The 22,014-nt window shown below is 33.5% G+C and carries 18 protein-coding genes; 4 read left to right on the top strand and 14 right to left on the bottom strand.

Annotated elements, in window-relative coordinates; translation table 11 throughout:
* Nucleotides 1–80: 80 nt before the first annotated feature.
* From IPO86_03630 to IPO86_03610, 5 genes are all read right to left on the bottom strand, one after another.
* Entirely contained in the window at nt 81–743 is a 663-nt protein-coding gene (locus IPO86_03630; GenBank protein MBK9727190.1) for a PorT family protein, read from the bottom strand.
* 279 nt (nt 744–1,022) lie between these two features.
* The gene (locus tag IPO86_03625; GenBank protein MBK9727189.1) at nt 1,023–4,157 is read right to left on the bottom strand and encodes a CHAT domain-containing protein; all 3,135 of its coding nucleotides are present in this window, start codon (nt 4,155–4,157) and stop codon (nt 1,023–1,025) included.
* Nucleotides 4,158–4,487: 330 nt separating this feature from the next.
* On the bottom strand, nt 4,488–5,378 hold the full coding sequence (locus IPO86_03620; GenBank protein ID MBK9727188.1) for a C1 family peptidase: 891 nt from the start codon (nt 5,376–5,378) through the stop codon (nt 4,488–4,490).
* Between the two features lie 30 nt (nt 5,379–5,408).
* The gene (locus IPO86_03615; GenBank protein MBK9727187.1) at nt 5,409–6,098 is read right to left on the bottom strand and encodes a hypothetical protein; all 690 of its coding nucleotides are present in this window, start codon (nt 6,096–6,098) and stop codon (nt 5,409–5,411) included.
* A 14-nt stretch (nt 6,099–6,112) separates the two neighbouring features.
* On the bottom strand, nt 6,113–6,724 hold the full coding sequence (locus IPO86_03610) for a sigma-70 family RNA polymerase sigma factor (GenBank protein ID MBK9727186.1): 612 nt from the start codon (nt 6,722–6,724) through the stop codon (nt 6,113–6,115).
* 140 nt (nt 6,725–6,864) lie between these two features.
* On the opposite strand from IPO86_03610, the gene IPO86_03605 reads away from it, so the two are divergent.
* Both IPO86_03605 and IPO86_03600 read left to right on the top strand, forming a co-directional pair.
* Entirely contained in the window at nt 6,865–8,988 is a 2,124-nt protein-coding gene (locus tag IPO86_03605; GenBank protein ID MBK9727185.1) for a T9SS type A sorting domain-containing protein, read from the top strand.
* A 239-nt stretch (nt 8,989–9,227) separates the two neighbouring features.
* The gene (locus IPO86_03600) at nt 9,228–10,040 is read left to right on the top strand and encodes an energy transducer TonB (protein MBK9727184.1); all 813 of its coding nucleotides are present in this window, start codon (nt 9,228–9,230) and stop codon (nt 10,038–10,040) included.
* A 165-nt stretch (nt 10,041–10,205) separates the two neighbouring features.
* Here the strand turns inward: IPO86_03600 and IPO86_03595 are convergent, their stop codons facing one another.
* The 3 genes from IPO86_03595 to IPO86_03585 are packed head-to-tail and all read right to left on the bottom strand — an operon-like array spanning nt 10,206 to nt 12,706.
* Nucleotides 10,206–11,357 (bottom strand): aminotransferase class I/II-fold pyridoxal phosphate-dependent enzyme, encoded by a 1,152-nt coding sequence (locus IPO86_03595; GenBank protein MBK9727183.1) that lies wholly within the window; start codon nt 11,355–11,357, stop codon nt 10,206–10,208.
* Between the two features lie 30 nt (nt 11,358–11,387).
* A complete protein-coding gene (locus IPO86_03590) occupies nt 11,388–11,633 on the bottom strand; it encodes a 4a-hydroxytetrahydrobiopterin dehydratase (GenBank protein ID MBK9727182.1) in 246 nt (81 codons plus the stop codon).
* A 26-nt stretch (nt 11,634–11,659) separates the two neighbouring features.
* Complete coding sequence (locus IPO86_03585) at nt 11,660–12,706, bottom strand: M42 family metallopeptidase (protein ID MBK9727181.1); 1,047 nt, start codon at nt 12,704–12,706, stop codon at nt 11,660–11,662.
* Between the two features lie 131 nt (nt 12,707–12,837).
* On the opposite strand from IPO86_03585, the gene IPO86_03580 reads away from it, so the two are divergent.
* Nucleotides 12,838–14,241 (top strand): polysaccharide biosynthesis C-terminal domain-containing protein, encoded by a 1,404-nt coding sequence (locus IPO86_03580; GenBank protein ID MBK9727180.1) that lies wholly within the window; start codon nt 12,838–12,840, stop codon nt 14,239–14,241.
* Nucleotides 14,242–14,297: 56 nt separating this feature from the next.
* Here IPO86_03580 and IPO86_03575 read toward each other — a convergent pair whose 3' ends face one another.
* Both IPO86_03575 and IPO86_03570 read right to left on the bottom strand, forming a co-directional pair.
* Nucleotides 14,298–15,791, bottom strand: coding sequence for a right-handed parallel beta-helix repeat-containing protein (locus IPO86_03575; GenBank protein ID MBK9727179.1), 1,494 nt, complete (start codon nt 15,789–15,791; stop codon nt 14,298–14,300).
* 220 nt (nt 15,792–16,011) lie between these two features.
* On the bottom strand, nt 16,012–16,998 hold the full coding sequence (locus tag IPO86_03570) for a PhoH family protein (protein MBK9727178.1): 987 nt from the start codon (nt 16,996–16,998) through the stop codon (nt 16,012–16,014).
* Nucleotides 16,999–17,139: 141 nt separating this feature from the next.
* On the opposite strand from IPO86_03570, the gene IPO86_03565 reads away from it, so the two are divergent.
* Nucleotides 17,140–17,436 carry an antibiotic biosynthesis monooxygenase gene (locus tag IPO86_03565; protein MBK9727177.1) on the top strand — a complete coding sequence of 99 codons (297 nt, stop codon included), beginning with the start codon at nt 17,140–17,142 and terminating at the stop codon, nt 17,434–17,436.
* A 102-nt stretch (nt 17,437–17,538) separates the two neighbouring features.
* On the opposite strand, the gene fabG is transcribed toward IPO86_03565, so the two are convergent.
* The 4 genes from fabG to IPO86_03545 form a co-directional block, all read right to left on the bottom strand.
* Complete coding sequence (gene fabG / locus IPO86_03560; GenBank protein MBK9727176.1) at nt 17,539–18,285, bottom strand: 3-oxoacyl-[acyl-carrier-protein] reductase; 747 nt, start codon at nt 18,283–18,285, stop codon at nt 17,539–17,541.
* Between the two features lie 100 nt (nt 18,286–18,385).
* Entirely contained in the window at nt 18,386–19,444 is a 1,059-nt protein-coding gene (locus IPO86_03555; protein ID MBK9727175.1) for an anhydro-N-acetylmuramic acid kinase, read from the bottom strand.
* Nucleotides 19,445–19,491: 47 nt separating this feature from the next.
* Nucleotides 19,492–20,316, bottom strand: a complete 825-nt coding sequence (locus IPO86_03550; GenBank protein MBK9727174.1) for a tetratricopeptide repeat protein — start codon at nt 20,314–20,316, stop codon at nt 19,492–19,494.
* Nucleotides 20,317–20,372: 56 nt separating this feature from the next.
* Nucleotides 20,373–21,941, bottom strand: coding sequence for a GMC family oxidoreductase N-terminal domain-containing protein (locus IPO86_03545; protein MBK9727173.1), 1,569 nt, complete (start codon nt 21,939–21,941; stop codon nt 20,373–20,375).
* Nucleotides 21,942–22,014: the final 73 nt, after the last annotated feature.

Here is a 22,014-nt window from a genome sequence, read left to right as displayed (position 1 = left end):
GATTAGAAAATAATTTTTTAATGTTTGAAAGATTTTGATGTATTCGACTTCTTAAGGTTAATATTCATATGATAATTTTTCTAAAAGAATGTACCCATTGAAAAAACAAGACCTCTGTTATAGATCGCAGAATTCGGGTCACCACTGTGATCAATATTTGATAAGCCTAAATTGTATTTCGCTTGAATAAAGAATTTATTCGAGAATTGAATTCCTGTGCCTATAAGCAAACCGGCATCAAATCGATTCATCATGTTCTCCTCGAAATCCAAATCCTGAGTAGCGCTCGCAGTCTGCGTTCCTGCTGCCGCAGTTGCTTTCATTTTGGCACTAATACCTATTGCGGCATACCCTCCTCCTAGGAATTGTAAATCCATTTTATGCAATGGAATAGATGCTTTTAGCAACATCGGTATTTCAATATAATTTATAGTTATGGAGACATTGCTATTTACAAGAGTTCTAGATATGTATTCAGTTGAATTTACTTCAGCTCCTTTTTGGATCCATGTAAATTCAGTTTGAAAAGCTAGTGTTTTTGATAAAGCATGCTCAAAGGGAATTGAAATAGCCCAGCCGCCTGTTGATGTCCAGTTACCGAGTTCTTGATACGCGCCAGTATGAGGTATATTCCAATGCATACTCGTATAACCAACTGCGATACCCACATTGCTTTGTGATTTCAATTCAGGTGTTATCAGACAACTTGTGAAAAGAATTGTGTAAAGGATTAAGTTTTTCATGTTTTAAAATTTTAATGGTTAAGAAAAAAATTTCAGTTTGAATAATTTCATTTAATTTTTAAAAGATTAGAATGAGAATTTTCTATACCTGATACTTAATTATCGGAGATAAGTAAAAAAGGTAAACCTGCTTTTATTAAAATAAAAAAGCATCCTGAGTTTCCCCGGGAAAAGACACTTAGAAAGAAATTAACCAAAGTGTAAATGACTAGACCTTAGGAATAATCATCAGATGGTGGTCCCTAAATTAATTGTAGTGATGATGAAGACTAAATTCAACTATTCCACTAGCACCCATCCCGCCCAGTTTAATGGCTTGGAGGGATATTTTATTCTCATATCCAATTGAGTGTTTCTAAAAGCATCTGGCAGAAGTAGTTTTTCGGAAAGCCATTTTTGATAAAATAAGGTCATAAATTCTTGGGTAGCTTGGTCGGGTACTGACCATAGTGACATCATGAGGTATCTCACCCCGGCTATTTTGAAAGCACGCTGCAGTCCATATACTCCTTCGTTTGACTCTATCTCACCAAGCCCGGTTTCGCAGGCAGATAAAACAACAAGTTCTGTCCCACGTAAATTGCTCTGGCTTATTTCATAGGCTGTGAGTATGCCATCTTCCATCCTTGAATTATTTGGGATCACTGATTTCCAGGCTTGATTACCTCCAGCCATAATCAATCCAGAACGAATCATTGGATGATCACTCATTTTGAAAACAGGTTGATCATTTTCTGCGAGGCGCCCGTCATTTTTATTTATTTGATCAGGAAAGAAAAAACCGTGTGTAGCCAGATGCAAAATTCTTGGCGGTTTAGAATTTAATCCGATAAGTTTGAAAGCTTCTTCAGTTGCTTCGAATCCAGAAAAAGTGTTTACACTTAAGCCTTGTTTTCGGATGAGCGCTTGAATGTTATTTATTTCTTCTGCAGTCCCCTGGAGATAATTGAATCCTTTAAACTGCAATGTTGAATCAGCGAATCTAAATTGCAATTCTGACGATCCCCTGGTAGCAAAAGCGACAACTGTATCCAGCTTAGCATTTGCATTAGAGATTGCGGTGCTGTCCATTTCATACTGAATTCCACCGAATAGGTATGCAGTTGATTGAGTACTATCCGCATAGATGGAGTCCCGACCGATCAATTGACGGGTACTACCAAGTTGTACTAGCTTATATTTTTGGGATAAAATACTATCGCCATTAAAACCAAAAGCTCCTAAATTAATCTTATACAATAGTCCTGCAGGGGAGAATATTAAAGTTTTTACTCCAATTAAATAAGGTTCCAACGGTTGGATTATAAGATTGTAAAGTGAAGAAGTTTTCGAATTTGGAAAAGTTCTAGATAAGCATTCGTTAATATCAAGACCTTTACAATCTAGTAATTGAGTTAGTTTTCTTTCTTCAAAGAGGGGGACGAAATAGGGATGGACATAATCTGGGCGAAGGATGAGAGCTGCATAATATATGCTGTCGGTTGTTTTAGGAAAAGTCTTTTCGAACCGAATAAATTCAATAGTTGACTGATCGTCCTTAAGTTTGTTTTGAATCTCTTGCCATCTTGGAGACTTATTCACTTCTCCAAGATCCACGAGTTCTCGGGCAAGTAGTTTTTCAAGGTCATTTGTTTCCTGTTCTAAATTTGCTAAGGAATTAGAATCTCTAGAAGTAATAGGTTTAACATATTCATTATAAAGCCTATGATGACAAAAAGTGATTCGATCTAATATCTTAGCCGTTGAAGGATTTAATTGAGCTCTGTTTCTATTAAAAATGTATTTTTGAAGATCTAAACCTTTATAAAAAAGTATGTTATCAAGAATGATTGGTGAAAGTTGCTCAATATTTTTTGATCTAAAAAGAGCATATGATAGTTGATTATCAAGTTCATTTATAAAAAATTGTTTGAAATTATACAGTTCTTTTTCTGAAAGAAATCGAACTGCATGGGTGAAAAGCCAATTGATTTCTGTTGAAGCATAAAGTGAGAATGAATCTGATTTTTGAAAATTTTCAGAATATTGATATAAGGCACTCAAATTAATTAAGCTTATTATATAACTATAATGATGCGTTCCTAGCATCTCTTTTTTAATATTTTTACTTTGTAAAAAGAATTGTTCTGCTTCTTTAAATTTACCCAGTCGTAAATATAATGTTCCTAAATTGCCAAGAGTAGATGCATAGTCAAGATGATTAATTCCCAAAACTTTCTTTTCTATGCTCAACGCTTTAATATAATTGCTTTTTGCACGTCTATAATCCTTTAATTCTAGAAAAGTATTTGCTAACGTTTTCAAACTTTTTGCATATTCTAGACTTAATTTACCAAAAATTTTGGCCCTAATGTTTATGCTTTTTTCAAGAAATAATTTTGATTGCTTTAATCGATTTGTCTTTAAATATAAAATACCTAAATTATTTAAGCAATCTGCATATTTAGAGCTCATAGCGCCAAAGACTTTAAAGTAAATCTCCTTGACTTCATTATAAATTGGTTCTGCGCTTTCATGTAATAACATATTTGAATATAAGACACTTAAATTCATAAGTGCCCCAGCATAATTTGGATGTTGACTTCCAAATTGTTTTTTTTGGAAATTAATAATTCTAATAATCAGTTTTTCTGCTTCATAAAAATTACCCTGGTCAGTGTATGTATTTGCCAAAGTCTTTAGAGATCTATAAAATTCGGGGTGATTATTTCCGTATAAATCAAAACGAATTGAAGAGTCTTGAATACAAATTTTTTCAACTTCAGAATATAATCCCATGTGGGAATACAAATTTTCTAAATTACCTAAGAAAGATACATATTCTTTGTTTTTCATTTTTAATGAATCTGCCAAAATTGATAGTCCTTCTAAATAATAAGCTTCTGCTTTATTATAGTCTCCAGTTGCATCATACAACGCGCCAAGATTCTTAAGTGATCCAATGTAATCTAAATTTTTTTTACCTAAAAGATCTTGCCTAATTATCTTTGACCCTATCAAATTAACTTCAGCTTTTTCGAATTTCCTTAAATCAAGATAAAGTACACCGAGATTATTTAGATACATTGCATAAAATGCATTTTGTTTACCAGATATCCGCTCTTGAATTTCCAAATTTTCAATAAATAATGGTTCAACCTCATTTAATTGACCTAAACGATAATGGCAGACTGCAACCAAATTTAGTAAGGGACTATATTTAGGATGAAATTTTCCCAATTTTTGTGCAGTCTCATTGGCAGCATTTTTTGCAATTGGTAAAGCTTCCAATGCCTTTCCATTTTTTTGAAGTTCGTCAGCCAAATCATACAAACTGTCTAAGTCATTAATAAGAAGTGCTGTATCTATTTTCTGACCATTTATGTTAAGTGATATTCCAATAATTAAAGTGACTAATATAACCCATATTTTCATACTAAAGAAATTGTTTTGGAGGTTTCTTAACAAAAATAAAAAGATAATTTGGTTGCAGCAAATTTTAAGTTTAAAATTGCCGAACTCATTTAAATGAATGGAAATTAATTGCTGCATTAACCTAAATACAAGATTAGATTTTTTAAAATCATGATAAAAAATATTTTTCTCGTAAAATAACTTGGATTATTTGAACTCTATTTTTTTTACATCTAAAGTCAAAAATAGTAATCCATGCAAAAAAATTTATAATTACAAAACGCAAAGTACAAATTATAAGAAAAAGATGAATTTTTTTTCTACAAAGTGCGAATTTGTAAAAAGTATATATCATTTCATTCTACACGAATCACCAATGTCTCCATTCAATCTCGTCACATATCCATATCGCACCATTTCACAAAAATCTTCATAACCAATTCTGGCAAAACCATCATCACCCCAATCTTCTCCAAAGGAATTGAGAATTTCGATTGTTTTAGTTTCATCATCATAGCCTACAACCAATGCAGCATGATTGGCATTGACGGGCAATGTGCCTGGTTTATAAACTTTGCCTTTAAAGGTTTTGAAATCTTCGGGACAACGCAAACCAACAATTATAGGTTTGGATTTAAAGATATAGGCTTTAAGTATTTTCAACACTAAAACATACCTTTCATCATTATTTTGTAATTCATATGGCAAGAAAAAAATGCGTTCTCCTTTCCAAAAATTAAACTTGCTTGCAGTATTGCGAACGGATCGATCGGGTTGCTTGGAAGCTGAATACCGGTCGTTTTGAAAGTTTCGTTCAGGACAAATACCTTGTTTTTCTAAAGTATCGAGTGCTCGTGCTAAAGATATGCCACAAAGCTTTCCTCCCGAAATTTGATTATAGAGATACGCTGCAGAAAAAGGAGGCTGCGTTTTTTTACAACTGCAGTTTACATTACAGTATAAATTCATTCGAATGGTAACAGCAGAAGCAATGGCATAACCTACACAAGCTGGAACAAAGCCCTGATCAAAAACCTGGACTGAAATTTTATTGCGATAATTAACAACAGATGGTAAATGAGCTTCTCCATCTCTATTTAAATCAGACGTATCTATTTGTCCAAATGAAATGTAATTCGTATCACTTTCTTCAAGGCCAAATGACATCGTTATTTCCTGTGATAATAACACATCAATTTGAAGTATTAATAATATTAAAAACAGGAATTTGACTTTTCTCATTTGAATCAAAATAATTTCTTGTCAGTAAATTTATTGATGATTTAACATTTGCAAGGCTCCACTATCGATCAAGAGATATTCTTCATTAGAAATTTTTAAAAATCGATCGTTGCCTTGCCCAATTAGCATGGGTGGTAACGGAAATTCAATTCCTGCAGGTAAATAAAGATTGAGTAATTCATTCTGGTAAAGGAAATGGATTTGCTTCAAGGAGTTGTCACGAAAGATGTTAACTTGAATACTTTCCCCTATGGCCTTTCCATCATTATTTACAAATTGGACAAGCTTGGAAAAAAGTGGGCTATCTCCAGTCATACTTAAACTGTCATCTTGATTTGTGGGAGTCTGAGTTGCTAAAATAGGAGTTGATTTTGCTGGCGTTGTTTTATCTGTTTCAGCAATTTGAGATTTCCCAAAATACCAATAACCGAACCACAAAAGTCCGGCAATCATAAACAATCCAACAACCATCCACCAATTAAACCTGGGTTTTTGAAATCCATTACTACTATGATATGCATTTCGGACTGCTTCAGCTCTTTGACGAATATCATTCTTTGCAGCGTGTTTGATGCCTTTCGAAATGACAATAGTTTTCTCTACTTCTTTTCGAAGGGTTTCATTTAACTCCATTCTGGCTTCGAAATCTCGCCTTTCTTCTAAAGTCATTTTGTCATGCAAATAAGATTCGATTTCTTGAATATCAATATTTTCTTTCATGCTTATTTTAATTGTCAAATATTAAAAACATACTCTTTTAATTTTTTTTCACACTTGTTTTTCATTACTTTTGATACGGCTTCACTGGAGTCACCAAGATCCCTTGCTATATCCTTATGGCTTTGTTGCATATAATAAAAGCGAACCAATCGATCCTTACAACTTTCAGAGAGTTTATTAAGACATTTCTCTACTTTTTGATTTTGTTTTATTTCTTCCTGACTTTCTGCCTCTGCTATTAAAGGATCTGTCCATTCGATGTCAGAAGGAATACCTCCAGGGAAATTTTCATCTATAGAAATTATTCCACCGGAAGGAATGTCTGATTTCCGTTTCCGGCAAATATCAAAGAATTTATTTTTTGCAATACGCATAAAAAATGGTTCTAATTTACCTTCATGACTATATTTTCCTTCTCTAAAACATCGAACAAAACTGAACAAGGCTTCCGTCAGTGAATCCTGTGCATCAATTTCTGAACCCTTATTTTGCAAAACCCAACTTTTGACTCTCTCATAAAAAAGGGTATACAAACAAGTCATTGACTGTTGTTCCATATTCGGACTTTTGTCTTCAAGCCATTGAATGATGTTTTCTTCAGTACACTTCTTTAATGTATTAGTCATATATCGCAATGTGAGGTAAAAGGTAAACTAGAATAAATTCAAGCTTGTTTATATAAAGGTAATTATTATTAAATAATGGAAACTTGTTACATTGCACATTGAGATTTATCATTATTAAACTTAAATTGGTAATTTTGAACATGAAAAGTTTCAAAGCCATTAATCTTGTTCGCTTAATCAGCTCATTAGGACTAACTTTCTTTTTATTACTATTAGCTTTTTTCCAACCCATTAAATTACATAGTCAAGACTGGGAGTGGCAAGCAGGTGGATACTTTTGGGATGTACATTTCACAGATGGTCAAAATGGTTGGGCGGTTGGTTATGGAGGTTCCATAATTCATACAACAAATGGAGGCGGATCTTGGATAGTACAAAATTCTGCGACTGGTTATGATCTTAGAGGGGTACATTTTATTAATAACCAGATTGGATGGGCTGTAGGTCAATATGGAGATATTATTAATACTGAAGACAGTGGGAACGAATGGAAATTTCAGTCTAAAATTTCTAATTTAGAAATTAGGGATGTCCAATTTACAGACGGTAAGAAGGGCTGGATTGTTGGCTACAATAAATGGGATAATTTGGGCCAAATCTTCAATACGATTGATGGTGGTAAAACCTGGTTATTACAATGGTCACAATCCAATTGGGGCATAACCGACCTGGATTTCCTTGATAATCAAAATGGTTGGGCTGTTGGAGGAAACGGAACACTCCTTCATACTTCAAATGGAGGTCAAAATTGGACATTGCAAGCAATAGGAACAACAACGTACTTGTGGAGTGTAAATTTTACGGACGCCAAACACGGGTGGATCGTTGAAGAAAATGGTCTTGTTTTTTATACTTTAGATGGAGGTCAAAATTGGCTTAAAGTTTCAGCTCAAGGAAACTTGAGACATGTTTTTTTTAGAGACAATCAAAATGGTTGGGCTGTTGGAAATTCAGGAAAAATAATCCATACAATGAATGGTGGAAAGACCTGGGATACACAAATTTCAAACACCAGTATGGGATTGCATGATGTGCAATTTGTCGACAATCTAAAAGGTTGGGTGGTAGGTAATGGAGGCACTATTCTTACCACAATTGATGGTGGTAAAAAATGGACGGCTCAGACATCTGCAGGGGAAATGGATTTAGAAGATATTACTTTTGTTGACATCCTAAATGGTTGGGCTGTTGGAGAAAATTCTACTATTTTACATACTGCTGATGGTGGAAAAAATTGGATCAGACAAGCAAATAATGAATCATCAAATTTGTTGGCAGTGCATTTTATTAATTTACAAAAAGGGTGGGCTGTTGGTAAAAGCGGATCGGTCTTACATACCGTAGATGGTGGACAGAAATGGACCAAACAAGTATCCGGAACAGGATGGGATCTTATGGATGTATTTTTTACAGATAGTCTCAATGGGTGGATAGCAGGTGGAAGTTCGGGGTTGTTTTTGAGAACAAAAGACGGTGGCAAAACATGGTTAACAGAGTCTATCGGCTCAGGATATGATCTAAACAGTATTTATTTCCCTAATAGCCAAATTGGCTGGGTAGCTGATGGACGTTCTGGAAAATTACTACATACTACAAACGGTGGGCAAACGTGGACTATACAAATTGCGTCAACAAATGCATACTTATACGATGTGTTCTTTTCTGACGAACTTAATGGATGGGCCTTCGATTTAAGTCACACTAAATTTTTACATACTACAGACGGCGGCATGTCTTGGAATCAACAAAATGCACCCTATTCTGGTATAGGAAATGATTTTTATTTTATTGACAGTCTAAATGGTTGGGCTGTTAGCACCAGTTCAACTATAAGTAAAACTCAAAATGGAGGTCAAACTTGGACTACCCAAAAATTTATTGGAAATGGCGGGAGTGGTTATGGCTTAAAAGGATTACATTTTAATAGCCAAAAAAACGGTTATGTAGTTGGCGAATGGGGTGTGATTTTGAAACTATCCGACCCATCAATTACGAATGTAAAGACAATAAAATCTGACAGTTTAATAGTGTGTAAAATCTATCCCAATCCATTTACAAATTCTGCTGTAATTAAAATTTATGATTCAATCTCAGAAAAACATGTTCTTGAAATTGTTGATGTTTTTGGGCGTATACTTTTTGAACAAGTTCTATATTCTAACCAAGAAACTATAAAAGTCGATTTGAGCAATGGTACCTATTTTTACATTATTAAAAGTGAGAAACAAAAAATAATTGGAACTGGAAAATTTATGATTCGATAATATAGTTCCAAAATTGATAAAATTGTGGAACTAAAAGATAAAGAAATAATGACGGTTTAAAAGCGATCCCGATTCCTAAAATCTTAAATTATCGGTATACCTATTGGATGGAATTCTATATCCAAAATTATGGAAATCAAACTACCTTGAATTTCCAAATTGAAAATACTTGGATCTTTCAGTAACGTTTTCCATTTCGTATACGTTTTCCTTTTATAGTACATTTAAAATCTATAAAGATGAAAACTTCATTCTATTCTTCCATGGATTTAACAGATCTGGTTTTTGAAAACCGGAACAAAGCTTATGGTGCTTACTTATTGAGAAAAACGAATTCTCAAAATATGCTAAAAGCTATGATCGTTGCAATGTCATTATTTGTAATCGGAATCTATTCTCCTAATATTATTGATAAATTAAAAGATCCAATAGCTGTTGTAAACATTTCTGATGATTCTAAATGGCATGATATCCTGGTAGATCCAAAGATTGAGAAAGCTAGAATCATAAAAAAAGCAATTTTAACTAAATTGCCAAAATCCAACAACGCAAATTTATTTCATGTGGTTAAAGATGACTCTTTGTTAACGAAAGAAGATCCAATTCTAAAACCTGAAATGAATTCTACTATAGGTATTCCTACTGGTTCTGACAATGTAGAAAATCCGGATGGCACAATCTCCGGTAACAATACTGGTTCTGGTCCTGATTTCATTGAATCCAATGGGGCTAGCGCAGAAGCAATTCGATTTGCAGAAGTGATGCCAATGTTTGGATCCAATGAAAAAGATTTATATAGTTATCTGTCTAAAAATATTCGGTATCCTCAAATAGCAAGAGACAATCATATAGAAGGAAAAGTTATTTTGGAATTTATTATAGATAAATATGGAATGCCACATTCCATAAATATTCTTAGAGGAATTGGGGGTGGTTGTGATGAAGAAATAATCCGGGTAATTCAAAATATGCCTAGATGGAAACATGGAAAACATAATGGTGTTCCTGTTTCCGTTAAATTGGTATTGCCGGTACAGTTTAAGTTGAAATAAAAGCTTGGCGATTTGCTTTTCATAAATTTGGCCTTATAGTCTAGCAGTCCATAGATCTTGACGCTTACTAAGTTAAGAATTATCTGTACAAAAATTGTACAGACCAATTCAATAAATGCCATTCGATAAATTAGTAAAAATTAGGTAACTTCCTTCAATCTATTGTCACATGGCCAATCTTTTGGCCGCCTCCAGAATTGTGTCTTCTGTCTTAGCAAAACAAAATCGAAGCATTCGTGGGTCAAATCCATCGTGATAAAATGCGGAAATTGGAATTACAGCTACCCTGCTTTTTTCAACTAATTCCATAGCATACTCCAAATCTGATTTGTCAGTAAGCTTTTCAATATTCGCCAAAGCAAAATAGGAACCTTCACATGGTAAAAACTCAAAAGTTGTATGCTTCATTTGTTCGAAAAAGAAATCCCGCTTATGCTCATAAAACTTTGGAAGCGTTTTAAAAAAAATTGCTTGCTCTTCCATAAAACGAGCAATTGCATATTGCGCTGGCGTATTAACAGAAAATACAGTGAATTGATGAAGCTTTCTGATTTCTTGTGTGATATTTGATTTTGCAATCGTGTATCCAATTTTCCAACCCGTATTGTGTAAGGTTTTACCCATTGAAAAAACCACACCTGAATACTCCATTAATCCAGGGTGTTGTAAAGCGCTTTGATGTTTATTTGAATCAAAAACTAACAAGTCATATACTTCATCCCAAATCAACAAAATATCCAAATCTTTTGTCAATTGATACAAACGTTCTAAATCTTCCGCAGTTAATATTCTGCCTGCCGGATTATGTGGATTATTAATAAGTAGCAGTTTTATTTTTTCGTTTTTCAAAACCTTCTCCAATGCATCCCAGGGTATCTTAAAATTTGGTAATTCAAGCTTTAAATAAATTGGAATTCCTCCATTTACTAATATCGCAGGTCCATAAGAATCATAGGCGGGTTCGAAAATTATTGCTTTGTCTCCTGGTTTTATAAACGCTGAAATAAGCGTATAGATCGCTTGTGTTGCCCCCGCTGTAATGGTTATTTCGGAATCCGAATTTGCCTTGAAAAAATAATCTGATTCTAATCGTTTTGCAATTTGTTTTCGCAATGCTGGATGGCCAGGCATTGGTGCATATTGATTAAAACCATTTTGACATGCTTCCAATAAATAATCAAACAATGCAGTCGGCGGACTAAAATTTGGAAATCCCTGAGCCAGATTAATAGCATCAAATTCAATAGCTGCTGCAGTCATCCTGGCAAAAATCGAAAGACCTGATGCTGGTAACTTACTTTTTATTGCCAGTGCCATAGATAAATTGTATGCTCTAAATTTTTGAAATTATTTAGCGTATTTTTTATACAAACGATCAATTTCACCCGCTAAACGGTGATCTTTTTCAGTAATCGTATCTCCTTCATCATGGGTAGTCAAACTAATATTTACAAGATTCCATGAATTTGACCAATCTGGATGATGATTTAATTTTTCTGCTTGAAAAGCAACTTCTGTCATAAATGCAAAAGCTTCTCCAAAATCCCGGAATTCAAAGGAAGCTTCCATCTTATTGTTAATTTCTTGCCACATGATTTTCGTTTTAATTTGATTTTCAATTATTTAAATTCAAAATTGAATTTAGTTATTTGCTTGATTGATATATTTAATAATTGGATAGCCGATAGCACATCTTCTTCATGTACCATTTCTATTACTTGATGTATATGTCTTGTTGGAATAGAAATAGCACCTGCAATACTTCCATTTCCCGAAGTCTGAACAGCTCCGGTATCTGTGCCTCCGCCAGAAAGTAATTCAGCTTGCCATTTTATTTTTTCCATATCTGCGCATTCCTTTAAAAAATTCACCATACGGTAATCTGGAATCACACTGCTATCATAAAATTTTATAGCCACTCCATTTCCTAATTTTGTGATCATCTCATGTGCTTGTGCTCCTGGTACATCAAAAGCAATGGTAGTGTCAATATTAATTGCATAATCTGGTGCTATTCGATGTGCAGCCGATTTTGCTCCACGCAATCCAACTTCTTCCTGAACTGTAAAAACTGCATAGAGGTCAAGTTCTGGTTTTGCTTTTCCAAAAGCTTTTATGATTTCTAATAATACATATACAGAAATGCGATTATCCAAGGATTTTGAATTGATACATTTTCCCATTTGAATTAATTCTCGCTCTCTGGTAATAGGATTACCAATTGAAATGTACTTTTCAAGTTCCGCTTTTGGAAGTCCGGTATCTATAAAATAATCTTTAATTTGAGCTGCCTTATTGCGTTCATCTGGATTCATCAGATGAATTGGTTTTGATCCCATAACTCCAATAACCTCCTTTTTTCCATGGATTTTAACGCGTTGCGCTGTTAAGGTTTTGGCATCAAATCCACCCAGGGGTAAAAACCTAATAAATCCGTCATCGTCAATATGTTGCACAATAAAAGAAATCTCATCCATATGTGCTGTCAACATCAATTTTGAAGAAGAAATCCCTTTAATAAAGACAATAAGATTACCCATTGGGTCTATTTGAACATCATCAGCATAGCCTTCCATCTCCTGCATTAATAAAGCACGAATGGGCTGTTCAAATCCGGGAGCACCCGGTGTCAAGCATATTTTTTTCAATAATTCAATATCCACCATATTGTTTTCCGAAGGCGCTAATTTAAAGGTTCTGGATCAAAACAATAAATATGGCTTTTCATACTATGTATTCAGTTGATTTTTATGACCTTTGCTGAGTGGCTAGCTTAAAATCTCTCGCAAAAGAAACAATGATTTACGGTCTGAGTTATTCACTAGGCCGATTACTCAACTTTTTATTAGTCACCGTCTATCTTACTCGTGTTTTCGCATCAGATCGTGCATTTTTCTCAATTTATGCAGAAGTATACTTTTTAATTGCGCTGTTTTTAGGTTTGCTAAGCTTGAGAATGGAGACCACATTTTTCCGTTTTGTTTCCGATGAAAAATATAAATCCAGCATTTATCCTCTTGCTAGTCAGATGGTTTTTTTTATATCCCTAATTTTCATTGTGTTATTGTATGTGTTTATTAAACCTATAGAAGATTTTTTACAATATCCTAATTTGAGAATGGTAATCTATATGGCTGGTTGGATTGCATTATTGGATGTCATCAGTTCGTTACCCTTTTCTAAATTGAGATATCAAAAGCGAGCTTTCCGTTATGCATGGATAAAATTAACCGGGCTCTTGCTTAATATTATTTTAGTTCTTGCTTTTATTAACTTTATAGATGGAACACCTGCTAAGAAATTAGAATTTGTCATTCTGGCAAATTTAATTTCGAGTATTGTCGTTTTTATATTTCTACTCCCTGAATTTAAAGAGTCCATTGCAAAAGCCGATTGGTCTCTATCCAAAAAGATTTTGAATTACGCCTTTCCATTAATACTGGTTACGCTTTCATTTATTTTTATACAATATGGCTCTACTAGCATTTTAAAATATTTTCTTCCCGGTTCTATAATAGAAAATTTAGATACAAGCAGTCAATATAATGCTGCCGTGCGCTTAGCTGTAATTATGAACTTATTTGTTACTGCTTTTAATTATGCTGCAGAACCATTTTTCTTTAGAAATATGAGTGTAGAAAATTCAAAAGCCGTATTTGCCAAAGTTTCATTATATTTTGTAATTACCTGTAGTGTAATTTATTTAGGAACTTGTTTGTACCTGGACTTATTAGCTAATTTATTGGATAAAAATTTTCGCAGCGAGTTGTTTTTAGTGAATATTCTTTTACTTGCAAATATTTTCGCTGGAATTTATGCTAATTTTTCTAGCTGGTACAAATTAGCAGACCGCAATTATATGATGGCCATCATTAGTCTTAGTGGTATGTTTATGATGATCGGATTGAATATCTTTTTAATACCTTATTTTGGAAATTCTTCAGCAGCTTTTGCAAATGTGATTTGCTATTTTTTTATTTGTTATATGGCTTATACACAAGGTCAAAAATATTTTCCAATTCCTTATGCTATTTTAAAAATGAGTATTTATTTGATAACCAGTATTCTTATAGCATGGTTTCTTCCAAAAATATATTTGTACCTTGATCTGAATTTTTGGATCAAACATCTTTTTTCACTTATTGTATTATCCATATACTGTTTTTATATTTACAACTATGAACTCAAACCTAAAAAATAAAATCCATTATTTAAATATAAATCCATATTTATAATATGGCCATGCATATTACTCCTTTAAATTTTCTGGATAATAAATAATTTTTTTGCATTTGTTTTTAAATCCAAGACATTTAAAACATATAAGCCTACAGGATAATTCTTTATATTGATTTGAATTTTTGAAGCATTACAATTCAGTTCCTCTATGAGTTGACCATTTAAATTAGTTAATTGAATTTTTACAAGCATGGATAGTTTATCAAGAATTATATAATCTGTTGCAGGATTTGGAAATAATTCTATACTATTTATGGTATTGTTTTCTTTGTTTGCAATGGTCAAATTTCCTTCAAATGCTCCAATGGAAGGTGGATTTTTAAATTGTTTATCGGCATAATCAAACAATATTCCATTGTATGGCTTCCCTTTTCCTATTGCAGGTGAATTTGCAGTAAGGTTATAATTTTTGTTTGCAAAATCTGTAAACAATGGGTTTTTTTGGATGATTGCATTTGTTTCAGGAGTTGGTAATTGTGGACCTCTCCAGCTTGTATTTTGCAAATGATACCACAGATTATTAGAAAATTTAAAGGTAGCTGGCAAGGTATTGGGTCCAATATTTACATCTGTAGAAAGTGAGTTGGTTACAACAACAATATTATTATTAAAGCTATTGTTAGCGCAAGATTGATAATATGAAGTGTCACTGCTTTCCTGTAGGATTCGGATAATCCAGTTTTGAGGTTGAATTATGGTATTATTCGAAACCACCACATTTCGAGAACCAACATAAGCAATTGGGCACCAGGAACCTTCAAAAATATTTGCTGTTACTAATAAATCTTTTGCTTCATAATTTGCACCGATAGGTCTAAAAAATGCTGCACCGGTACTCCCTCCCAAATTTAAGGAACGTTGTCCACCGTTTACAAAATAATTGCGTTCAATATGCAAATTGCTGGTACCACCTTTCGCTTGTATAGAATTGCTACCCATATTTGTAAACTTATTTTTAATAAACGTACCAACATGACAACCGACCATATCAATTCCACTTCCTCCGGCAGCTCCATTTTCAAAAATACAATTTGATATAACAAAAGAATCTAATCCTGAAAGTTTGAGCATATCATTGTTACCTGTTGCAGCAATATTTTTAAAGATACACTGATCTATTACAAGTTTTTTTGCAGGTGAATCATAGCTGCCACCATCATCGATATTCATTCCATTTCCTGTTTGGCCAGCGATTGTAATATTCGAAATATGTAAATAATTCGGATCCGAAAAATGCATAGATTCTGTACCACCTTGAAAAATAACCTGATCTTTATTAGTGCCCCTGATGTAAATCCATTTAGCAGGGCTTCCTTTTAAATTTTCTATAAAGAAAGTTCCTGTATAAGAAGCGGGATGGATAAGAATCGTATCACCAGGTTTTGCAACAGCTGCTGCTTGAGCAGGATTGCTATAAGTTCTTCCTGGACCAACATTTAATATAGTTTGTGCCTTACCTTGAAAAATAGCCAGACTCGTAAACATAAAAACAAACAAGAAATTCCAATTCATAAGATTAGATTTAAAGAATTAAACACTAAGTTCTATTTTAAAAAGCGAATACGCTAATATTTTAAGAACGTTAACAATTCATATGACTAAATGTTAATTTAGCATTTGATTCAATATCAAAATTTTATTAGGATTCAATTTAAAACTCAAACATTCTTTCACGGAAAACAGATATCTGAATATTTTGAGGTCAGAAATAAAAAATAGAACAGGCTAAAAATTATTCTTCTTCGCCCGCTCTTTTTCTTCGGTCTTTATCCAAGGTTTCATATGCCTTAAGGATATCTTTTACCAAACGATGTCGAACTACATCATCCCGATTCAAGTAGATCGAAGTAATTCCATAAATATTTTGGAGCAACTTCGTTGCATGGCGTAAACCGGAAGCTTGATTATAGGGCAAATCAATTTGTGATAAATCTCCTGTAATAATAGATTTTGCAGAGGGGCCCATTCGAGTTAAAAACATTTTTAATTGTAAAGGAGTACAATTCTGTGCCTCGTCAAGAATAATAAAGGCATGATCTAGTGTACGACCTCTCATAAATGCTAAAGGCGCTATTTCAATGACTCGGGTTTCCATAAAATGCGCCAGCCGTTCAGCTGGTATCATGTCATCCAATGCATCATACAATGGCCTTAAATAGGGATCAATTTTTTCTTTTAAATCGCCCGGCAAAAAGCCAAGACTTTCGCCAGCTTCTACCGCCGGGCGGGTCAGTATAATTTTGCGAACTTCTTTATTCTTAAGTGCTCTTACTGCGATGGCAACCGCTGTATAAGTTTTCCCAGTACCTGCAGGACCAATTGCGAAAACTACATCATTCGTATTACTTGCATCCACAAGAAGCTGCTGATTCTTCGTTTTAGCAAATATAACTTTCCCGTCTCTACCATGTACTAAAACTGTTTTACTTTCATTTGGTGTAGCTTGGGTATGATAAGGATTTTCCCCTAATAAAAGATCTTCCACTGTTTTAACAGTTAACTCTTTGCGTTCCCGAAGAACTTTTACCATCAATTCAATTTTTTCTTTAACTGTTTGCGTTTCCTTCTTTTTACCTAAAATTTTAATTAAAGAACCTCTCGATGTAATCGTAATATCTGGAAACGATTTTCGAATTAAATTTAACTTGATGTTGTTTTCTCCAAACAATGCTACCGGATCCACATTTTCAACGGTAAGAATGATTTCACTTTGTGACAAATAGTGTAAATTTTAGAGGTTATTAAAAATTAATATACAAATCTATGTTTTTTGATTGAAATTCACAAATAGACTTGAAATTATTACGAATTTTAAACTAATATTGTTGAATAAATAACAAATTCATAATATAAAAACCACATGATTATCCGATTTGTAAAGATGTATTTTAAACCAGCCGAAATAAATACCTTTAAAACTATTTATTTTGAATCTTCGCCCTTGATTAAATCGTTTCCAGGTTGTTTAGATGTGAAATTATTACAAGATAAATTAAATCCTACTATTTTAAGTACTTTAAGTCATTGGAATTCAATAGAAGATTTAGAAGCATATCGAAAATCGAATTTATTTAAGACTACCTGGGCAAAAACAAAAATTTTATTCGATGCTAAACCGGAAGCAAATAGTTTTGAGCAGGTTAAAAATGATGCTTGAAATTAAAGCGTATTAAGTTTTATTCCAATATTCTAAATAAACTATATATTTCTAAAATCTCAAATTAAAGGCATTCGAAATAGGACAAAATATTTTGGCTTCCTATATATTTAATCCACCACAAACACTGATCACCTGTCCAGTTACATAACTTGATTGGTCAGATGCTAAAAAGGTAACAACATCAGCGACTTCTGCTGCTCTTGCCAATCTTCCCAAAGGAATATTTTTTAAAAATAATTCTTTCGTTTTGTCATCTAAAACATGGGTCATTTCAGTTTCAATAAATCCAGGAGCAACCGCATTGCAACGGATATTCCGCGATGCTAGTTCTTTTGCCATAGATTTTGTAAATCCTATCATTCCAGCTTTTGAAGCTGCATAATTCGACTGTCCTGCATTCCCAAAAACACCCACCACAGAAGAGATATTAATAATAGAACCAGAACGTGCTTTCATCATTTGTTTTGCGGTATATTTCGTTAAATTGAAACAGGATTTTAAATTTGTTGTGATTACCTGGTCCCATTGTTCTTCCGTCATTCGAAGAATTAAATTGTCCTTGGTTATACCTGCATTATTTACTAAAATATCCAAACCTCCAAAATCAACGATAACTTGCTGTACTAACTGCTCTGCTTCTGCATGAACTGCAGCATTTGATTGATAAGCTTTTGCATTTACTCCATATGCTTTACATTTTTCTACAACTTCCTGCGCTTTATCTGGTGAAGAAACATAGGTAATTGCAATATGGGCGCCATTTTTTGCTAATTTTTCGGCAATCGCAGCACCTATACCTCGGCTACCTCCTGTAACCAAGGCAATTTTTCCGGGAACCTTACACATAATTTAAGTTTTGGTAAAAATAATAATATTCCAACTAAAGAAAAGCAAGCAACATTTAAATTTGAAAAACCATTTCGATATTCCTGATATCATTTTACATTTATCCATTAAAAATATCTCCACTACAATGATCCCTGATCGACCCCGTAACAGAAGATAATACATTATTTTCACCTTGCCATCTTAAATACCCTAATAAGGCAAATACAATTGCCTCTTTATAATTTACCAAGCTGGCATCCGGAATTTCAAATTGAAGATTTCGATTTGAAAGTTCCCGAAGCTTCTGTACCAAAAATACATGATTAGCACCACCCCCTGTAATTAAAACCCTGTATTTAAGTTTCCTTGTATTAAACTGGCTTATACAAAAATTGATAAACTGATTCAATTGAAACGCAATATGCTGGATAGCTGTTGCCAATAAATCAATTTCAATATATTCTTTATTAAAAATATCATCCTTAAACTGTTGTTCAAACCATTCACGACCTAAACTTTTTGGAGGACTTAAAAAATAAAATGCGATTTGGTTCCATTTCTCTAATAAGCTTTCAATGGATTTCCCTTTCTTAGCTAAAAATCCATCCTTGTCATATTCTATTTGCAATCGTTTACAAATACTATTTAGTAAAATATTACAAGGTCCGATATCACAAGCATATCGGATTCCATTCTGCTTCCAGGAAATATTTGAAAAACCTCCAAGGTTTAAACAAAAATCATACTCAGAAAATAAAATTTCATCACCCATTGGAACCAGAGGTGCTCCTTGTCCACCAAGTTCTACATCTTGAACTCTGAAATTATTGATCAGCGTAGTTTGTGTAATTTCATGGATCCTTTTTCCAGCACCAATTTGTAGTGTATATCCATTTTGTGGTCTGTGAAAAATAGTATGACCATGAGAAGCAATAAGATCTGGCTCAAGATTATTCGTTTTGATAAAATTTAAAACGGTGTTACCAAGCCAATTTCCATATTCAGTATCCAGTTCTTTCAAACTACTTTCATCTAAATAAAATGCATTCGACAATTTATCTTTCCACAATTTACTATAGGGTATACATTCTGCATTTAACAATTCGAAATGAATAGATTCATTTCGAGAAAAAGAAACATAGGCCATATCCAGTCCATCCAAAGAAGTACCTGACATTAATCCTATTACCTTAAAAGTATTCTTCAAAATATTTTAACAAATTTTCAATAAATGGCCATATCAAAAAGTTTTCGGTAATCCTTTGTAACCGTATGCTGATTTCCTAAGAAATGAAAAAGTGCAATACCTACTTTTCGAGCTAGTTCATTTTTAAATTTAACATTCGCATGTACTGCATCGATTAGACAAATAATGCATTTTTCAATTTCTGAATTCAAGATATGTTTTTTTGCTACTTCCAATTGTTTTGCAGCCGTTTCTTTTTCTGTAAAATCTTGACTTAACCATTCCGCAATAACCTGCATATCCTCCAGTTGCTCGCCCACTAATTTTTGTTCTTTGAACGGTATTAATCTTGCAATCGCTATTTCCGAATTAAAAAATACTTCGTGCTTAGCCAAAGTCAAAATAGCTTCCATATGATCCGGGTTACCCGAACAAAATAATTGTAATTGTTCCACTAATTTAGGATCAGGAAATACTAAGCTTCCAGCTAATAATTCATCAAAATCATCCACCTGAGCCTCTACAACTTGAGGAATTTCCAATTGTATAAAGAGATCATCCAGCCATTTTCTGACAAACTCTTTTGATTGAACTCCTGTAAACTCTCCAGCGATCTTTCCTTCATAAATTAATTTACAACTTGGAATACTTTGAATTCTAAAATAAGCGGCAATTTCCTGCTCTTCTTCTGTATTAATTTTAACCAGATTCCAGCTTTCATTGCTTTCCACTTCTAAGGCTTCCAATATGGGTCCTAAAATTTTACATGGACCGCACCAAGATGCCCAAAAGTCAATCAATACTGGCTTTTCAAAACTAATATCAACAACATCTCTTTTAAAATCAAAAACAGTTTCACTCATAGTTTATAGATTAGAAAATAATAACAGCTCAATTAACAATTGGTTCCCATCTAAATCTACAATATATTGGTTGCAAAATGATCAGCGATCATCATCACCGTCCCTTGTATGTTGCTGCTAATCGTACCTGGAATGATCGATGCATCGCAAACACGTAAACCATGAATTCCTTTAACTTTTAATTGACCATCCACAACACCATCTTTATTTGCACTCATTCTACAGGTCCCGGTTGGGTGATATAATGTTTGACTATACGCTCGTAAGTGGTTTATGTAATCTGAATTTGTTTTTGGCTTTTCAGCCGGAAATTCCAAGGTTTCAATTACTTCTGAAAGTGGTGATTGGGAACTGATTTTTTCGGTTATTTTTAATCCTTCCACCATTAAATTTAAATCATCTGTGGAAGAATAATAATTCGGTTGAATCTTTGGTGCTTCTAAAGGGTTTGAACTTTTTAAAGAAACAGAACCTGTACTCTGAGGATGAAGCAATGTTGGACCAAAACTAATACCATGCGGTTTAGGTTTAATAAATCCATGCTGAATAAAAAATACAGGCCCGAAATGAAATTGCAAATCCGGACGAATTTCGGTATTCTTGAAATTTAAAAATGCGCCTGCTTCTGCGATATTACTCGTTAACGGACCTTTTGCGTTTATTAAAAATTGAAATGCTGCCTGAATTCCTGGAACCAATGTATTTAATGAATCCAAAGAAGTAATTCCCTTTTTTAATCGATACGCCATTCCACAAATTAGGTGATCTTTTAAATGCTTACCAACATTTGAAAGATTACATTGAATTTTTATACCCTGCGCATCTAATTCTTCAACATTGCCAATTCCTGATAGCATTAATAATTGCGGACTTTGAATTGCTCCCGCGCTAAGTATTACTTCCTTTTTACATTGAATATATTCCTTTTTGTTATTTCTAAGGATTTCAACTCCAATTGCAGTTTTGTTTTCGATATCAACTTTAAGAACCTGACTATTCTTGCTAACTACTAAATTTTTACGAGATGCAATCAAATGTAAATATGCATCGGCAGCACTAAATCGCTTTCCATTTTTAATATTGCGTAAAAAAACCTTTGCACCAGGTTCAATGGAAGAATTTGTTTTTCTCGTTTCCAAACCATATAACGAACATGCACTTAAAAATCTTTGTGTCAATGGATGTATATGATAATGCTCCGAATTATATGCATCCTGGTTGTTGTGAAAAAAACCCATTTGTTCCTCTACCCGAATCATGGATTTTAAACATGCTTCCCAGGACCAATTATGAATGCCAAAAGCAGTCCAGGATTCAATATCTGACTTGTGAGGTCTTGTAAAAATCATAGCATTGATACTGCTGCAGCCACCGATCATTTTACCTCTTGGAAAATACATTTTTTGTTGATTCAAGTGGGCTTGAAGATCTGTTTCAAAACACCAATCTCTTTTCGTTTTAAACATTTGAGAAAAAGCAGCGGGTGCTTGTACCAATATATTTTTATCTGTACCTCCAGCTTCTATTAACAATACCTTTGTGGCAGGGTTTTCACTCAATTTGTTTGCAATTACACAGCCGGCAGACCCAGCTCCAACAATTATATAATCATACGTATCCGACATAAATCTAATAAATTGCTCTAAACAAAATGTCTTCTTGGCTCAAATTTATCTAATTATCTTTGTTATGAATCAA

It is taken from the genome of Saprospiraceae bacterium (assembly GCA_016717265.1).
Classification (GTDB): Bacteria; Bacteroidota; Bacteroidia; order Chitinophagales; family Saprospiraceae; genus Vicinibacter.
The sequence above is the reverse complement of the archived record's forward strand: the minus strand, read 5'-3'. Positions and strand labels throughout refer to the sequence as shown.

Excerpts from the sequence above, each read along its gene's own strand:
- IPO86_03620 (MBK9727188.1), bottom strand. The coding sequence starts at position 5,378 with ATGAGAAAAGTCAAATTCCTGTTTTTAATATTATTAATACTTCAAATT.
- IPO86_03575 (MBK9727179.1), bottom strand. The coding sequence starts at position 15,791 with ATGAATTGGAATTTCTTGTTTGTTTTTATGTTTACGAGTCTGGCTATT.
- fabG (MBK9727176.1), bottom strand. The coding sequence starts at position 18,285 with ATGTGTAAGGTTCCCGGAAAAATTGCCTTGGTTACAGGAGGTAGCCGA.
- IPO86_03555 (MBK9727175.1), bottom strand. The coding sequence starts at position 19,444 with ATGTCAGGTACTTCTTTGGATGGACTGGATATGGCCTATGTTTCTTTT.
- IPO86_03590 (MBK9727182.1), bottom strand. The coding sequence starts at position 11,633 with ATGTGGCAAGAAATTAACAATAAGATGGAAGCTTCCTTTGAATTCCGG.
- IPO86_03580 (MBK9727180.1), top strand. The coding sequence starts at position 12,838 with ATGATTTACGGTCTGAGTTATTCACTAGGCCGATTACTCAACTTTTTA.
- IPO86_03615 (MBK9727187.1), bottom strand. The coding sequence starts at position 6,098 with ATGAAAGAAAATATTGATATTCAAGAAATCGAATCTTATTTGCATGAC.
- IPO86_03565 (MBK9727177.1), top strand. The coding sequence starts at position 17,140 with ATGATTATCCGATTTGTAAAGATGTATTTTAAACCAGCCGAAATAAAT.
- IPO86_03605 (MBK9727185.1), top strand. The coding sequence starts at position 6,865 with ATGAAAAGTTTCAAAGCCATTAATCTTGTTCGCTTAATCAGCTCATTA.
- IPO86_03585 (MBK9727181.1), bottom strand. The coding sequence starts at position 12,706 with ATGGTGGATATTGAATTATTGAAAAAAATATGCTTGACACCGGGTGCT.
- IPO86_03595 (MBK9727183.1), bottom strand. The coding sequence starts at position 11,357 with ATGGCACTGGCAATAAAAAGTAAGTTACCAGCATCAGGTCTTTCGATT.
- IPO86_03625 (MBK9727189.1), bottom strand. The coding sequence starts at position 4,157 with ATGAAAATATGGGTTATATTAGTCACTTTAATTATTGGAATATCACTT.
- IPO86_03550 (MBK9727174.1), bottom strand. The coding sequence starts at position 20,316 with ATGAGTGAAACTGTTTTTGATTTTAAAAGAGATGTTGTTGATATTAGT.
- IPO86_03600 (MBK9727184.1), top strand. The coding sequence starts at position 9,228 with ATGAAAACTTCATTCTATTCTTCCATGGATTTAACAGATCTGGTTTTT.
- IPO86_03610 (MBK9727186.1), bottom strand. The coding sequence starts at position 6,724 with ATGACTAATACATTAAAGAAGTGTACTGAAGAAAACATCATTCAATGG.
- IPO86_03545 (MBK9727173.1), bottom strand. The coding sequence starts at position 21,941 with ATGTCGGATACGTATGATTATATAATTGTTGGAGCTGGGTCTGCCGGC.
- IPO86_03630 (MBK9727190.1), bottom strand. The coding sequence starts at position 743 with ATGAAAAACTTAATCCTTTACACAATTCTTTTCACAAGTTGTCTGATA.